Source organism: uncultured Chitinophaga sp. (assembly GCF_902168175.1).
Taxonomy (GTDB): Bacteria; Bacteroidota; Bacteroidia; order Chitinophagales; family Chitinophagaceae; genus Chitinophaga.
The window spans coordinates 375,092-391,876 of sequence record NZ_CABHOU010000095.1 but is presented as its reverse complement, the minus strand read 5'-3'; the positions used below and the strand labels follow the sequence as shown (position 1 = coordinate 391,876).

12 protein-coding genes are annotated in these 16,785 nt (G+C 47.1%); 2 read left to right on the top strand and 10 right to left on the bottom strand.

Annotated elements, in window-relative coordinates:
• Nucleotides 1-11 precede the first annotated feature (11 nt).
• Nucleotides 12-1,202, top strand: coding sequence for a Gfo/Idh/MocA family oxidoreductase (locus QZT80_RS22900; protein WP_295127818.1), 1,191 nt, complete (start codon nt 12-14; stop codon nt 1,200-1,202).
• Here QZT80_RS22900 and QZT80_RS22895 read toward each other — a convergent pair.
• Nucleotides 1,199-1,798, bottom strand: coding sequence for a DUF6134 family protein (locus QZT80_RS22895; protein ID WP_295127815.1), 600 nt, complete (start codon nt 1,796-1,798; stop codon nt 1,199-1,201). The genes QZT80_RS22900 and QZT80_RS22895 overlap by 4 nt on opposite strands.
• A 108-nt stretch (nt 1,799-1,906) precedes the next feature.
• Nucleotides 1,907-3,757 (bottom strand): 2-oxoacid:acceptor oxidoreductase subunit alpha, encoded by a 1,851-nt coding sequence (locus QZT80_RS22890; protein ID WP_295127812.1) that lies wholly within the window; start codon nt 3,755-3,757, stop codon nt 1,907-1,909.
• A 415-nt stretch (nt 3,758-4,172) separates the two neighbouring features.
• Between QZT80_RS22890 and QZT80_RS22885 the strand changes: the two genes are divergently transcribed.
• A complete protein-coding gene (locus QZT80_RS22885) occupies nt 4,173-4,490 on the top strand; it encodes a carboxypeptidase-like regulatory domain-containing protein (RefSeq protein WP_295127810.1) in 318 nt (105 codons plus the stop codon).
• A gap of 285 nt (nt 4,491-4,775) precedes the next feature.
• On the opposite strand, the gene QZT80_RS22880 is transcribed toward QZT80_RS22885, so the two are convergent.
• From QZT80_RS22880 to QZT80_RS22845, 8 genes are all read right to left on the bottom strand, one after another.
• Entirely contained in the window at nt 4,776-6,020 is a 1,245-nt protein-coding gene (locus tag QZT80_RS22880) for a 2'-5' RNA ligase family protein (protein WP_295127807.1), read from the bottom strand.
• A 9-nt stretch (nt 6,021-6,029) separates the two neighbouring features.
• Nucleotides 6,030-7,304 (bottom strand): kynureninase, encoded by a 1,275-nt coding sequence (gene kynU, locus QZT80_RS22875; protein ID WP_295127804.1) that lies wholly within the window; start codon nt 7,302-7,304, stop codon nt 6,030-6,032.
• Between the two features lie 178 nt (nt 7,305-7,482).
• Nucleotides 7,483-8,271: a TIGR00266 family protein gene (locus tag QZT80_RS22870; RefSeq protein ID WP_295127801.1), complete on the bottom strand. Its 789-nt coding sequence runs from the start codon at nt 8,269-8,271 to the stop codon at nt 7,483-7,485.
• 154 nt (nt 8,272-8,425) lie between these two features.
• Nucleotides 8,426-9,508, bottom strand: coding sequence for a type I restriction endonuclease (locus QZT80_RS22865; RefSeq protein ID WP_295127798.1), 1,083 nt, complete (start codon nt 9,506-9,508; stop codon nt 8,426-8,428).
• A gap of 458 nt (nt 9,509-9,966) precedes the next feature.
• Entirely contained in the window at nt 9,967-13,521 is a 3,555-nt protein-coding gene (locus tag QZT80_RS22860; protein ID WP_295127796.1) for an efflux RND transporter permease subunit, read from the bottom strand.
• A 36-nt stretch (nt 13,522-13,557) separates the two neighbouring features.
• A complete protein-coding gene (locus QZT80_RS22855; RefSeq protein WP_295127793.1) occupies nt 13,558-14,664 on the bottom strand; it encodes an efflux RND transporter periplasmic adaptor subunit in 1,107 nt (368 codons plus the stop codon).
• Between the two features lie 46 nt (nt 14,665-14,710).
• A complete protein-coding gene (locus tag QZT80_RS22850; RefSeq protein WP_295127790.1) occupies nt 14,711-16,072 on the bottom strand; it encodes a TolC family protein in 1,362 nt (453 codons plus the stop codon).
• Nucleotides 16,073-16,087: 15 nt separating this feature from the next.
• On the bottom strand, nt 16,088-16,696 hold the full coding sequence (locus QZT80_RS22845; protein ID WP_295127787.1) for a TetR/AcrR family transcriptional regulator: 609 nt from the start codon (nt 16,694-16,696) through the stop codon (nt 16,088-16,090).
• Nucleotides 16,697-16,785 lie beyond the last annotated feature (89 nt).

Here is a 16,785-nt window from a genome sequence, read left to right as displayed (position 1 = left end):
ATCCATTATTTATGCAACGAATTGCTATGTTAGGCTCCGGCTTTATCGGCCGTTTTTATGCCGACTCCCTGCAGGGGCAGAGGAGCCGCGATAAGATCACCAGCATCTATTCCCGCAGGGAAGAAAGCGCGACGAAATTCGCTGAAGACTACAAAGTTCCTTTCTGGACCACCGACATGGAAGCCGCCATTGCCCGCCCCGATGTGGACGTGGTATGCGTATCGCTGCCCAATAACCTGCACGAAGCTGCCGTGGCGCTTTGCTGCAAACACAAAAAAGGTGTGATCTGTACCAAACCCCTGGGCCGTAATGCGGAAGAAGCCAAAAGAATGCTGGAGATGGTAGAAGCAGCCGGTATTTTCAACGGTTACCTCGAAGACCTGGTGTATACACCGAAGTTCCTGAAGGCGCTGCAAAGCGTTAAGAGCGGTGCCTTAGGCCGCATTCTCTGGGCTAAGTCGAGAGAAACGCACCCTGGCCCCCACAGCGAGTGGTTTTGGGATAAAGAACAGGCAGGCGGTGGTTGTATACTCGATCTGGGTTGCCACTGCGTGGAGATTGGCCGCAGCTTTATCGGCAAGGATATAAAACCGGTTGAAGTAATGTGCTGGGCCGATACCCAGGTGAAACCTATCGATGCAGAAGACCATGCCATTGGCCTGGTGAAGTACGAGAACGGCGCCATCGGCCAGTTCGAAGTAAGCTGGACCTTCCGCGGCGGCCTCGACCTGCGCGACGAGGTAATGGGTTCTGAAGGAACTATCTGGCTTAACAGCTTCCTGCGGACAGGCTTCGATATGTTTACCACCGGGAAAGGCGCCGATTACGTGGCCGAAAAAGCAGAAAGCAACACCGGCTGGCTGTTCCCTGTAGGCGACGAGCTAAACGAATTAGGCTACAACCATATGTTCGCGGACATGTTCCACGCTATCGAAGAAGGCCGCCCGCCCACCGAAACCTTCTACGACGGTTACGTGGTAAACGCCATCCTCGATGCAGCTTACAAATCTGCCACTTCCAAGCAATGGGAACCGGTTAAACTGGACATCTGGCGCGGACAGGAAGGAGTGGAGAAAATGCGCCCGCAAACAGATTACAATGAGCAGTACTACCTCATCAAAGAGGAAACTACGCACTATGGCGCCAAAAAACTGATTTTAAAAGATAAGAAAACAGGGCAGATAGTAGAACAGACTGTTTAAGCCTCTACCCTGCGGAAGATTGCCTTGCCGATGATGTGGTTTACCTCAGCTTCGGCAAGCTTTCCTCCCGAATAACGATAGATATTCCTCTTGCCATCTGGCATCGTAATTTCATAACGGTCCTGCCCCAGCGCCCTTACCGGCAACAGTTTCCCCAACGTTTCGGAGTATACCGATTTCATGCCCTTAGGTTCAGTTATGTAAAGGTCGGTAACACAGTAAATGATCTTAGCCTCGGGCAGTGTCGACGATTCGCCCTGCCGTACCACGAGGTAATTGTTGGCCTGCTTCTTCGTAGAGGTTTCTTTATTGTCATTCCCTTTACCGGAAAGGCGCACGGCCTTGGCTGTGGTTAATACATTACCTTCAAATTCGGCCGTAATATCCGTATCCACAGTAATGTTGGCGATGAGTTTGATCTTTACCCGGCTTTCCAGTACCAGCGAGCGGTTGTTGCCGCTGCCGCGCTGATTCACCTTAATATTACCAACAACCTTATTATTAAAGATAACATCATACTTGTACGACTGTGCCTTTACCGCCAGTGGAAGCAGGAAGAGTAACACGAGGGATTTCAGGATGACCAGTGTTTTCATACGTTAACTAATTGCAGGTTTAAAATGGCACGGTACGTTTATGAATATACGAAAAATCCTGCCCAAACATGAGCAGGATTTTTTATGTCTTAGCTTAATCTGTTTTAACTAAGCCAGCATTTCTCTGATCCTGATCACCAGTTCGCTTTTGGTAATGGGTACGCCCATTATCTTATTATATCCTTGTGCATTAATCAGGAACTGATCACGAATAATGCGTATCAACTGACCGTTATTGATCTCGGGGATCAGTACCTGGTCGTAGCTGCTAAGGATTTCAGCGAGGTTTTTAGGGAAAGGACGGAGGTGACGGAGGTGCGCGTGTGCCACTTCATGACCTTCGGCCAGCAGTTCCAGTACAGCACTTTTGATAGCGCCGTAAGTAGATCCCCAACCCAGTACCAGCACCTTACCTTTTTCGGGTCCCAGTTCTATTTTCTGTAACGGAATATGATCGGCAATCTTATCTACCTTCTCCTGACGGATTTTCACCATCTGCTGGTGGTTTTCCGGATCGTAGCTTACGTTACCGGTAATGTTTTGTTTTTCCAGGCCACCAATACGGTGTTCCAGCCCCGGTGTGCCAGGTACTGCCCATGGGCGAACCAGGTTCTCGTCGCGCTCATAAGGGTAGAAGTTCTCTTCGCCTTCTTCCAGTCCCTTTTTAAACGTTACTTTAATTTCCGGCAGGTCCGCTGCTTTCGGGAAACGCCATGGCTCAGCACCATTGGCAATATAACCGTCGCTCAGGAAAATCACCGGCGTCATGTGGTTTACCGCTATGCGGAAAGCCTCGTAAATACCTTCGAAACAGTCGGAGGGTGTAGAGGCCGATACGATCGGCATCGGGCACTCACCGTTCCTGCCGTAGTAAGCCTGCAGCAGGTCAGACTGTTCGGTTTTAGTGGGCAAACCGGTAGAGGGGCCGCCGCGCTGAATATCTACTATAATTAAAGGTATCTCCAGCATTACTGCCAGGCCCATGGCTTCGCCTTTCAGCGCCATACCCGGGCCGGAGGTAGTAGTAACGCCCATGTGCCCACCGTAAGATGCGCCGATGGCCGAAGTAATACCGGCAATTTCATCTTCCGCCTGGAAAGTGCGAACGCCGAAGTTCTTATAACGGCTCAGCTCATGCAGGATGTCGGTTGCCGGCGTAATAGGATACGTACCGAGGAATAGTGGCAGGTTAGCTTTCTGAGAGGCTGCTATTAAGCCGTACGACAAAGCGGTGTTACCAGTAATGCTGCGGTAAGTACCTGGCTCCATGCGCGCCTTTTCCACCTTATAGCGGGTGGTGAAGGCCTCTACGGTATCGCCGAAGTTGTAACCTGCGTGCAATACTTTCAGGTTACTTTCGAATATCTCCGGTTTCTTACCAAACTTATCGCGCAGGAAGTTTTCCGTACTGTCCATATCGCGGTTGTAGAGCCAGTAGATAAAGCCCAGCACGAACATGTTCTTCGCACGGTCCTTTTCCTTCATGCCCAAAGTGGTTTCTTTAAGCGCCTCACGTGTCATTTTGGTAACGTCCATCGTATGCAGCTCGTAAGGCTTCAACGAATCGTCTTCCAGTGGGTTAACACCTTCAGGGTAGTTAGCAAGACGGAGGTTCTTGGAATCGAAACCATCTGTATTGGCGATGATGATACCGCCTTTTTTAAGGCCTTTAAGGTTAGCCTTCAACGCGGCGGCGTTCATCGCCACCAGTACGTCGCAGGCGTCGCCAGGCGTAAATATACGATTGGAAGAAAAGTGAAGCTGGAAACCGCTCACACCAGCAAGGGTACCTTGCGGGGCACGGATTTCTGCAGGGAAGTCGGGGAACGTACTAAGGTCGTTACCCACAAGAGCTGTATTATTAGAGAACTGGGTTCCCGTAAGCTGCATACCATCGCCACTGTCACCGGCAAACTTGATCACTACGTCTTCTAGCTGTGTTATGGATGTATTTGACATTTCAGATCTATTCTAAGTATTTGACTGTAAAATTAGGTATTCGTAACATAGTTTCGGCATTTAAGGCCGATAATTGAGAATTCGTGACCAAAAGTACACAAATATGGTAGACTTTACACGTTTTGTCCCCAATTCTTCACGAGGTTGCAAGATATCTATTTACTGATCCAAGTAGTAATCGAAAACGGAATTCTTAAAAAGCGAACTCACAATGTTAAAGCTTGTTTAAAGAAATGTTAAATACCTTCCTCTCAGATAATCTGGCAGTTACGAGGCATAGTAATTGTTTTATTCACTGTACATGCGACGATAACAAGTCGGATATTTGAAAACAAAAACACCTAACTAAGCACATTCATTTAACCATATATACTTAACCATTCTTTATTATTTAAACCATTTAAAATTGTATGCTATGAAAAAGATCAAATTAAGCATATTAGCATTATCAGCAGTAGCATTTGGCGCATTTGCATTTAAATCTATCGATGGCGGAGCAATATCCGGTAAAGTAACACCGGCCGACGGGGCAACCGAAGCATGGGCAGTGGCCGGGGCAGATACGCTTAAGGCAGCTATATCTGATGGTGCCTTTTCATTCACTAACGCTAAGTCAGGTACCTACACAGTAATCATTGATGGTAAAGATCCTTATAAAGACGCTACCATTACTGATGTGAAAGTAGAAGACGGGAAGGCTACCGACCTTGGCGATATCAAACTCGAGCAATAGTTGGTTTTCATAGGGGTTAATCAAAGCCGGCACATGCAGTAAAGCATGGCCGGCTTTACTTTTTAGGAGAATAATAAGGGTGGGCCAGGCATTGGTTTTCTATTAAGCCGCCGTTGCGTCGCACTCTTCGACAGCAGAAAAAACATCAACATCAAACTTAAAAACGCCCACAGCATTTACTTTCCGGCTCTCGATAGCCGACAATCAAACTTACCGCATAAAAAAACACCACAGCATTTGACCGCTGTGGTGTTTTTATTTATCGTACTAACGAAGCCTTTATAATCAGGCGCCGCCGAGTTTGCATTTCTGCAGTACTTCCCATGATTTACCGTTGTGACGGAGGAAGTAGAGGTTGCTAACTTTAAAGGTAGCTTCATACTCTTTTCCTTCGTATTCGGGCCAGGCTTTATCGAACTGTTCGTCGGTAAGGTCTTTGAAGGCCACGGTAACGTGAGGGGTGAAACCGGTACGTGCCAGCATGGTGCTGAAACCAAACTCCTTACGCAGGAAGTTGATCAGTTGACGGTGCATAGCGCTCATGGTTTCGCTTTTCTCAACGTTGATGAAGAGTACACGGTTTTGTTTGTTCGGGAAAGTACCGAATCCGTTGAGCGATACTTCAAAAGGCGCCTGCGTTTTGGCGAATTCTGTCAGTTCGTCGCAGAAAGATCTTTCCAGAGCCGGATCTGCAGTGAAAGGTACCTGGAGGGTAATGTGCGGCAATACTTTCAGCGCGTACATTGGTCCGTAACCTTCAGCAAATTCCTGTTTTATCTTGATGATCTCTTTACCTACTTCTGCAGTTGGGAGCAGGGCGATAAAGTAGATCTTATTGTCTGGTCTTGGTTCACGGTTAAAACCACCGCCACCTGGCCTTGGCCTGAAGCCGCCGCGTTGCTGACCGCCGCCGTAGCCACCGCCACCGCCATAGCCGCCACCACCACGATTACCACCGCCGCCGCCGTAGCCGCCGCCACGATTGTAACCACCGCCACCGCCTTCGCGGTTACCGTAGCCACCACCGCCTTCGCGATTACCATAGCCGCCACCGCCACGATTGCCACCGCCGTAGCCACCACCGCCTTCGCGATTGCCGCCACCACCGTAACCGCCGCCGCCTTCGCGATTGCCATAGTTACCACCACCGCCACCGCTGTAGCCGCCACCGCCACGGTTTCCACCGCCGCTGTAACCACCACCGCCGTCACGATCACGGTATCCACCGCCGCCGCCGCCGCTATAGCCGCCACTGTCACGACCGCCGCCGTAACCACTATTATTGTCGCGCGGACGATATCCGCCGCCGCTGTTGCCGTCCCGATCACGTCCATAACCACCGCCGTCGCGGTCGCGATCATTGTTGAAACGGCTTAAATCTCTGTCGCCCCGGTTAAAACCGCGGTCGCCATCCTTGTTTGCATCGGATTGACTGTTAAAACCACCTTCCCTGTTTTGGTTGGGTTCTTGCTGTTCTCTGTTGGAATCAGGAGAATACTTTCGGGGACGTTCATTTCTCTCAAAGTTCATCTTACTTGATTAAAAGCGTTTTGAAGCAATTTTTTCGATGATTTCATAAAAATGAAAGACATCTTCATAAGAGTTATACATAGGTGCCGGCGAAACCCGTATTACTCCGGGTTCTCTCCAGTCTACTACGATACCGGCCGCTGTCATCTGTTGATGAATCTCTTTTCCTCTTTCATTAAAGAGCAACGATAACTGGGCACCTCTTTCATTACAATTTTTCGGTGTAATTATTTCTAAATTAATTTCTTTAATCTGTTCAAGCAGAAATTCAAGATAGTTGGTTAACCTGATGCTCTTTTCCCGTAACCTGTTAATACCAGCGGCATTAAACAATTCCAGCGAAGCTTTAAGGGCCACCATGTTGAATACCTGGGCAGTGCTCAGCTGCCATCCAGAGGCCTCGGCTTTAGGGATAAATCCTTTTTCCATGCGGAAGCGGGTGCTTTCTTCGTTCCCCCACCAACCACCAAACCGTGGATAGTTTCTGTCCGATGCGTGTTTTTCGTGCACAAAAGCACCTCCAACGGCACCCGGACCTCCATTCAAATATTTATAAGAACACCATACGGCAAAGTCCACTCCCCAGTCATGCAATTGTAACGGTACATTTCCCGCCACGTGCGCCAGGTCAAAACCTGCCAATGCGCCAACTTTATGGGCAGCAGCCGTAATGGACTGCATATCTAATAACTGACCGGTGTAATAGTGAATACCTCCCAGCAATATTAACGCAATACTAGTATTATGTTCGTTAATGTTTTGCAAAATGTCCTCAGATCTCAGGATGCTTTCGCCGGTACGAGGGGAAATTTCAATAATGGTTTGTTCTGGGTCCAGGCCGTGATGCCTTGCCTGGGTTTCCACCGCGTACTGATCACTCGGGAAGGCTCCTTTTTCCACCAAGATCTTGTACCTTGTTTTCGTAGGCCTGTAAAAGCTGGTCATCATAAGGTGAAGGTTCACGGTAAGGGTATTCATAACTGATACCTCGGTTTCCTTCGCACCCACTATGTTTCCTAAAGTCTTACTAAATTGCTGATGGTAGAACAACCATGGATTTTTGGCTTTCCAATAACCTTCTACCGCTACTTGCCGCCAATCGGCCAATTCCTGTTCCATTGCCGCCTGCACCCCTTTAGGCTGCAAACCCAGCGAATTCCCGCAAAAATAAATTGCGTCTTTTCCATTATGCTGCGGGAAAAAGAACTCTTGTCGGAACGCCCTTAACTCATCCTGCTCATCTTGTTTCCTGGCGTATACTAACGATGCTTCAAATGATTGCATATCTCTCTAATCGTAAATACCGGTTTCCTATTGCCGGCCCCTTAAAACGCTTACTATTATATTACCTTTCTATCTATATTAATTCTGCAGGTTGGTTTTTCATCATTTCGAATCAGGTTAACATTGGCCTGCCCAATAAAGATAAGCTAATTATTCAATATTCAAAGCCCATTTTTTATCAATCTCCATCCAAAAGATTGCCCAGGCCGCCTAAAATACCACCCTCCTCTCTTCTGCCTCCCGGCGAGCCGTAAGCCAATACCCTACTGGCAAGCCGACTTATTGGCAGCGACTGTATCCATACCTTTCCAGGCCCGCGCAGTACAGCGAAGAAAAGCCCTTCTCCGCCAAAAACCATGTTTTTTATCCCCTTCACGAATTCTATATCGAAATCAATGTTTTGTGTGTAAGCCACCACGCAACCGGTGTCGATTTTTAATACCTGACCCGGTGCCAGCTCCCTTTCCACCACCATACCACCGGCATGTACAAAGGCCAAACCATCTCCCTCCAGCTTCTGCATAATAAAACCCTCGCCACCGAAAATACCGGTACCAAGCTTACGCTGCAGTTCAATACCTACGCTAACGCCTTTAGCCGCACACAAAAACGCGTCTTTCTGGCAAATTATCCTGTTACCCAATAATGAAAGGTCCATCGGGATAATCTTACCAGGATAAGGAGAAGCAAAACTTACACTCTTTTTACCATAACCGGCATTGGTGAAAGCGGTGATAAAAAGGCTTTCCCCGGTGAGCAGGCGTTTACCGGCGCTCATTAACTTACCTAAAAAACCCTGGTTAGCCTGCGATCCATCGCCGAAAAGCGTCGCCATCTGGATTTCCTGGTCCATCATCATGAAACTACCACTCTCCGCTATCACGGTTTCCTGTGGATCCAGCTCTATTTCAACAATTTGCATTTCCTCACCGTAGATGCGATAATCAATTTCGTGGTTCTGTGGCATAAGGTCGGGTTGTTAGATTTTTCAAATGCGAGCGCCAAGATACGTAAAAGCGACATTATCCTAACTACCTTTCATAAATTATAATATACGGTATGACCGGTAATAATGCCGCCGGGAGATGCGGGCGGCCTGCTGAATGACTAAATCGCAAACCTTATGCTTCGACCTGGTTAGGCGCCTTTTCGTAGCGTTCAATCGTTTTTGCCAGCTGCGCGCTGAATTTATAAATGTTGTCTATTTTCAGAATTTCATGTTTTGTTTCCTTCTTGTTCTCGTCTATCAACCCAATAGACTTTTTAGTGCTTGTCAGGTACAGCCGGCAAATCGTTTTACGGTTATTATCGTCCAACAACACTGCAAAATAAGTCTGAGCATCCCTGTATACTATCCGCTCCCCATCAATTTTGTCGCGGAGTATTGACTTGATGATATAGAAAGCCTCCAATTCTTCAGCAGTAGTCACGACCTTAGTATCTTTACTATCTATCAAAACCTCCGGCTCAATTACCGCATCTTGTGCAGCAGCTTCCTGTTTCAGTGCAGTTTTTAAGCGATCTGTAATCAGATCATTTATATAATGCTGTACCGACTTCTTAGTCAGGTGCGTAAACTGGTCGGTAACCTTTGCTGTTAACGTACCCGTATAAATCTGCTTGGCAAAGTGCCTTACAAAGTTCTCGGAGGGATTATTTAACTCAGCATGGATCAAAGCCTTTAATTCATTGGTGTATTTTAATTCGCTGGCGGTGGTAACGATAGTTTCAAGATCGTAATAGGCCTTATGAAACTTTTTCAACTCCTCTATTTGGTTATCCCGGATGTCGGTGATATTGAAAGTAAAGAAAGGTTTCTCATCCATCTTATTAGGTTCCAGCAAATCGGTATAAAAGCGATATTCAAAGCCATTTGTAAGTAATCCAAATTTCGCTTTGGTGGTATGGAAATAGCGGAACAACTGCGAATTAAAAACGTCCAGGCCATGCCCATGCCATTTGCATTCTATCAGTATGATTAGCTTCTGATCCTTATACACAGCATAATCGACCTTCTCTCCCTGTTTTATGCCAAGGTCAGCCACAAATTCGGGAGTTACTTCAGCCGGGTTAAACACATCATAACCTAAAGCCTGAATAAAAGGCATTATAAATGCATTCTTCGTAGCTTCTTCTGTGTTAACAGCATCTTTGATTTTGAGGGAACGTTCGCCAAGTTGTTTAATAACATCTTTAAAGTCCATAACGGGATATTTTTTTAGGGATAAGGAAATTGGGATTGAGTTCGAAAACCGGGCAACACTATAACTATTTATAAATATACTTTATTTATTAATAGTTAGCAAAACCCATCCTGAAGAATCAGGACGGCCACCCAAAAAACCATATTCTATAATTTCACAAAATGAATAACAGCCACGAACCTAATTCATTCTCTGCAAATCATTCGGCCAGCATGTACCTTATTAACACACGGCTAACATAAAAAGACCGTCCCGGAAACCCGGAACGGCCTTATCAATCCATTTTTCTAACCTAATCCCCGAAGGGATACTTGAACTTAAAACTTTTATCTGCATTAACAGTGTTTAAAGCCACCAATTAACATCGGCCTAACATAAAAAAAGCCGTCCTGAAGAATCAGGACGGCGATCTGTTAAACCTACAACTGTTACACTGTTTGCTCTAATTAAAAAAACAACTAGTTATTATACTCTACATGCACGCCTGTTGAAGACTTTGCATGCTCTTTATCTTCATTATGCGCTTCTCCGTTAAAGAAGTTGTACGGCTTCTCTGAACGATATTCTAAATCATGCAACTTTTTAATAGTAGCCTTCTTCGAGAATAACTTCAGGAAAAGGGGCAGGAACGGTACATATTTCAGTCCGCGCGGCCAGCCATACACGTCCAGGATATCGATCACACGTTTATTCATATAATACATGCTCGGCACCAGGATCAGCGTAAGGAAGGTGGCGAAGATCAGCCCGAACACCATCGTCCAGGCCAGCGGGCCCCAGAAGGCTACGTTATCGCCACCGAAATATATATGCGGATTACCTGTAGACAACAGCTTGGCGAAGTCGATGTTTAAACCTACCGCCAGTGGGATCAGACCGAGAATGGCTGCGATGGCAGTAAGCAATACTGGTGTCATACGGGTACGGCCTGCTTCTACCACAGCTTCGTGTACCGGCGTTCCCTGCTGTACCAGCAGGTCGATGAACTCTACCAGTACGATACCGTTACGTACTACCAGACCAGCCAGGGCCATGATACCAACACCTGTCATAACGATGGAAATATCCATACCGAAGGTGGAGAAACCAAGGAATACGCCGATGATACTGAAGAATACTTCCAGCAGGATCAACAGCGCTCTACCCATCGAGTTAAACTGTATTACCATGATGATCACCATCAACCCAACAGCGCTAACCAGCGCCCAAATCAGGAAGTTCATGGTTTCCATCTGGTCTTCCTGCTCACCAGTCATTTTAATGGCAATACCGTCCTGCTGACCAAAATCGTTGATCGCAGTCTGGATGTTCTGTACTACTTCATTCGCATTGTAATCGGACAGCACGTTGGAATACAGGGTGATCACACGTTTCTGATCGATACGTTTGATACCTGCATAAGTATTACTGTAACGCACGTTTGCTACGGAAGATAAAGGCACCTGGCGGATCTGGCCCCCCATGTTCATATCACGGTAAGTGATATTCATGTTCAGCAGCATGTTAATATTGTTACGCTGATCTTCCTTAAAGCGTACCATGATCGGATAATCATCTTCCGGATCACGGAACTTCGATACTTCCAGACCATACAGCGCGCTTCTGAGCGCACCGCCAATGGCGTAGGTAGAAATACCCTCACGGTTTGCACGCTCACGGTCAATTTCCACGATCACTTCCGGCTTATTGGCCTGGAAGTCACTACGCAACTCCTCCACACCACCAACAGCGAGCGAATCGAGGTAACGTTTCAGGCGATCGGCTGTGCTGGTGAGTACCTCAAATTCATCTCCTGAAATTTCTATATTGATCGGCTTACCTGTGGGAGGACCGCCTTGTTCCTGTTCAACTGTAATGTCGGCACCAGGAATACCTTTCACAGCCTGGCGGATTTTATCGAGATACTCAACGGTGGAAGCCCCTTTACGCTGGCCAAACTCTACGAAGGCAACGGTTACTTTACCTTTATGCGGCTGCACGCTCTGGTCCATCTGACTAGGATCGCCGGCACCTACGGCCACGTTTGATATAATTGATTTAACCAGCGGGTTATTTTTTCCAACCACACCTACGATCCTCTTTTCCACGATGGAAGTGATGGAATCGGTGTATTGCTGATCGGTACCGTTAGGCAACTCGAGGTAAGCGTATATAAAGTTAGGATCTGCCTGCGGGAAGAATACCACCTTCGGACTACGTACGGTAGTCAGCCAGATGCTGAACACCAGCATTCCAAAAGTAAGCAACAGTATTTTAACAGGGCGCCATCCGATAAGGCTCTTTTCCACCTGGCGTTTGTACCAGTTCTGCACCCGCGGCCATGAATCATGCTGAAACTTGCGTGCTACGCCACCCAGCCAGAACCTTTCTATCAAAACGAGCAGGTACATTACCACGATGAAGTTACCCACGCCAAACCCGATACCGTAACCAATCAGCGCGGCCACTGCGAATGCAATGGATACAATACCAAACTTCTTATCGAAACGTGGTTTGGGATGGTTTTCCCCCTCGTGACGGTCCATGAAATCTACCGCAAATACAGGGTTGATGATATATGCTACGATCAGCGAAGCGATCAGTGTAGTGATCAGCGTGATTGGCAGGTACTTCATGAACTCACCAATTACACCCGGCCAGAACAACAGCGGCACGAAAGGCGCAAGTACGGTAAGGGTACCGGAAAATACAGGCAGGAACACCTCACCGGCTGCCATCTTCGCCGCTTTCACAATACCGAGATCTTTTCTTTCATAGAAGATACGATGCACATTCTCAATTACCACGATGGCGTCATCCACCACAATACCCAGTGCCAGCAGGAACGAGAACAGTACCATCATATTCAGCGTGATCCCCGCTATCTGCATCACTATAAACGCGATGAACATAGAAATGGGTACCGATAGCGCTACGAATATCGCGTTTACCGCACCCATAAAGAACATCAGGATTACGGTCACCAGCAGGAAGCCGATGATAATAGTGTTGATAAGGTCGTGCAGGGTAATACGGGTAGAGTCCGACTGGTCAGCAGTGATCGTTACTTCGAGGCCTTTAGGGAAGTAACCTGCTTCCATATCTTTTTTAATGGCCTGTATTTTATCAGAAGCGTCGATCAGGTTTTTACCACTTTGTTTGATCACGTTCAGGGTGATTACGTTTTTGCCATCGAGGCGTGCGTAACTCTCCTGTTCTTTGAAACCATCCACTACATCTGCAATATCCCTGAGGTATACGGTTGCGCCGGAAGAACCCCGTACAACGATGCTCTGAATCTTCATCGGATCTTTATACTCACCTTTCACACTCAGCGTACGCTTTTGTCCGTCAAGCGTTACCTGGCCACCGGAAACAGTTTTGTTCTCGTTGGCAATAGCGCCTGCCACATCTTCGAAGCTGATCTTCGCCGCATCCATTTTGTACTTGTCCAGGTTGATCTGGATCTCACGGTCAAGCGCACCAATGATATCCACACGGGTGATCTCCGTCAGGGCTTCAACCCTGTCCTGCATTTCATCTGCATATTTTTTCAGTGATTGCAGGTCGAAATCGCCAGACAGGTTGATGTTCATGATCGGGATCTGCGACACGTCTATTTTCATAATCTGCGGCTCCTGGTCGAGGTTGTTCGGCAGGTCCGTTTTGGCGTCGTCTACTTTTTCACGTACTTCCTGCCGCGCTGTTTCTATGTTCACATCAGTATTAAACTCGATAGTGATAACAGAAAAATCCTGCATCGACGTGCTCTTGATCTCTTTCACACCTGAAATACCACCCAATTGTTTTTCAATCGGTTTGGTTACCAGTGTTTCCATATCCTCTGGTGATGTACCAAAGTAGGCGGTTTGTATATAAAACTGCGGGAACACCACCTCCGGGAACTGCTCCTTGGGAAGTGATTGGTAAGCCACTATACCGAAGATGGACAAGAAAATCGTGGCAACATAAATGCTGACCTTATTATCGACCGCCCAACTGGTGAGTTTAAACTCTTTATTTGAATCTTTCATAAAATCTTTTTAGAAGAATGAGCTGCGCGGATATGCTTACAATTTGATCAGGTCGTTGTTGTTGAGGCCCTGGAAGCCGGCAGTCACGATCTGGTCGCCGGCGGCTAAACCGCTTTTGATTTCCGCTTTATCATTATAAGTATGACCGAGTTCCACATCCTTACGTTCGGCCACCAGCTTACCATTGCTGGTTTTTGCAGTGATCACGTAAGGCTTACCCATAGAGTACTGCAGCACACCTACCGGCACCACTACTGCTTGCTTAGCGATGTAGTCCACTATCTTCAGTTGGGCGATCATGTTCGGGCGCAGGTTCACATCAGCAGAAAGTGGAATTTCCACTTTAATCGTACGGCTCAGCGGATCAATTACTTTAGAAGCAAAGCTGATTTTAGTACGGATCTCTTTGTTAATATCTGGCAGCACGATCACCACCGGATCACCTGTTTTTACTTTACCTGCATAACTTTCGGCCACATTAGCCACCACTTTCAGGTTGCTGGTATTTACCACGCGGAAAGAAGGAGCGCCGGGAGCAGCCTGGTCGCCCAGTTTCGCGATCACCGCATCAACCGTACCGCTGATAGGCGATACAATACGGTTCAGGGCTAACTGATCGTTCATGGTTGCCATTCTTTTTTCCAATCCTTCTTTTTGGTTTTTAGCAGTCAGATATTGCATTTCCGTACCGATCTTCTGGTTCCAGAGTCGTTGTTGTTTATCGAAGGCAATGTTAGCCAGCTCCATCTGCGTTTTCAGTTCCGCGATGTTAGAGCGCATTACCGCATCGTCGATCTGTGCAAGCGTTTGGCCTTTGCTTACCTGCTGACCTTCTTTTACATAGATATTGGTGATAACGCCGGGGCTCTTCGCGCTAACGTCTACGTTTTCGCGGGCGTCTACACTACCCTGCACATCGATATAATGTTCAAACAACGTATCCTTTACCACAGAAATGGTCACCGTCTTTTGTTTTACGTTGCTGGTATCTTTTGTTTTCTTTTCCAGTGCTGCAATCTCCGTGTCCAGTTCGGCTCTTTCCTTTTTCAGTTTTTGCAGTTTCTCTGCACTTTTGTCTTCACCACCGCCGCATGCAGCAAGAATAGCAGTGAACATCAGCAGTGAAAAATATCTTTTGGTCATATATATAGATTTTAAGGCGCTAGTTGTTGATAGTGTTATTGTGTGGTTACAGTTTTCCATTTGCTTTCAGGTAATCGATTTTCGCTGAGATCGCATTGTACAGGGCATTGAAGTAATTGTTCTGCGCGGTCAGCAAATCATTTTCCGCTGTTATCATTTCCAGGCTCGATCCTACACCTTCGCGGTATTTGGTGCGGGTAACGGACAATACTTCCTGTGCTAAACCCATATTCTTTTCCTGGGCTTCCAGCGACAGTACGTTGTTACGGAAAGTAGTAGCCGAAGTTTGTCTTTCGAGGTCGATACCCAGTTTCACGTTATTGATCGCGACGCTGGATTTCTCCACTTCCAGGTAAGCCTGTTCTGTCTGGCGTTTACGCTGGTTACCATTGAAGATCGGAACGTTGAGGTTGAGGCCCCATGACACGTAGCCATACCACATTTCGCTACCGAGGTAATCAAATTTGTTGGTTTGACGAGAGGCGCCGCCGTTCGCGAAGGCCGACAGGGTAGGCAAATGCGCCAGCCTGTAACGCTTAAGATTATACTCGTTGGCGCGTTTCTGCGCATCCAGCAACTGGTACTCGATACGTTCTGTGTAGTTAAAGCCACTCACATCTTCCATGGTACGGGCAACATTTACATCCAGCGTGTCCGTAAACTGTACTGGCTGATTCAACGGCATCCCTATCTGGTACTTGAGCGAAGCAGTAGTTACCTCGATCATATTCCTCAAACGGGTTTGCTCTGTACGCAGGTTGGTTACCTGTACGGTAAGCCTGTCTACATCCAGCTTTTCAGCCAATCCGTTTTTGTAGATTTCGTTAGTTTCGTTCAGCATCTGTTCCAGGCGGCCGATGTTACCGCTGAGGAAGTCGAGTGCTTTTTGGGCAGACAATACCGAGTAGTAGCTTTGATACACCTGTGCTTTCACATCGATTTCCGCTTTCTTCACGTTCTTGTTGGCCAGCTCCTCCAGCGTTCTGCGCGCCTGTAAGGCCACCAGCACACTTGGATCGAACAACACCTGGTTAATGTTTACCTGGCCGCCTGCATTGTATTTCAGGCCGAAGGCAAAAGGCACCAGTGTACCTTTTGGTACGGTAGGATCAAAGTTGGAGGCATCCAGCAATTGCTTCTGGATAACCGGGTTGTCCTGGAAATTACCAGTAGCTGAAATATTGGGCAGGGCAAGACCGCTTACTTCCTTGTTCCGGGCCAGTGCTATCAGCTCGTCCAATTTCGCGGTTTTAATACTGTTCTGATTAGCCAGCGCATAGTCTATCGCCTGCTGAACAGACAATGGCTGCACGCCCTGAGTTGCCGGAGCCTGCTGCTGTGCGTGCACAGTAGCGACTAATGGCATCATCGCTCCGAGTAAACCGATGAGCTTCCGTTGTAGTTGCATATATCCTGATATTTATTAGGGTCTTTGTTTTTTATAGGTTTCGATAAACTGGTAGCCTTTCATAGTAACCAGTCCAAACAGAAAATGTTCCAGCAATACCCGCTGCACCTTACTCATATCGTACGATTCCGTCGGAAAAACATCCGGTTGCACACAAAACATTACACAGGCCGTACGGAAACGGCTGAGGATGTCCAGTTCGAGGTCCGGGCGGTACAATCCCTCTTTAATACCTCTTTCAAGGTTCTGACGGATCATATCCAGTAAAAAAATGTTGCGGTGGTCCTGGAATAACTGGAAGGCCTTTGCGTGGAACTTTTGGAGGTCAAGCATGGCCACGGGGTTCATATTTCTCAGGCGTTCATCCAGCATTTTCATGACCAGGAACAACTCTTCGATCGCATTTTCGGCCTGCACCCTGCCGGTGTTACACTGCTCCTCCATCACTTTCAGGTGACGGCTCATCACATTCAGCACCAGGTCGTCCTTATCCGCGAAGTTTGCGTAAAGCGTTTTTTTCGAAATACCCATCCGCACAGATATATCGTCCATCGTTATAGATCGCGTACCATACTGCCGGAACAGATTAAATGCAGTATCGAGTATTCTTTCTTGTACTTCCATGGGTAGTTTTTAGAAACGCTTTGCAAATGCTTAACAAAACTATGGAAACTTTTTAAACGACAAAAGTTTCCATGGCATTTTTTTGTATT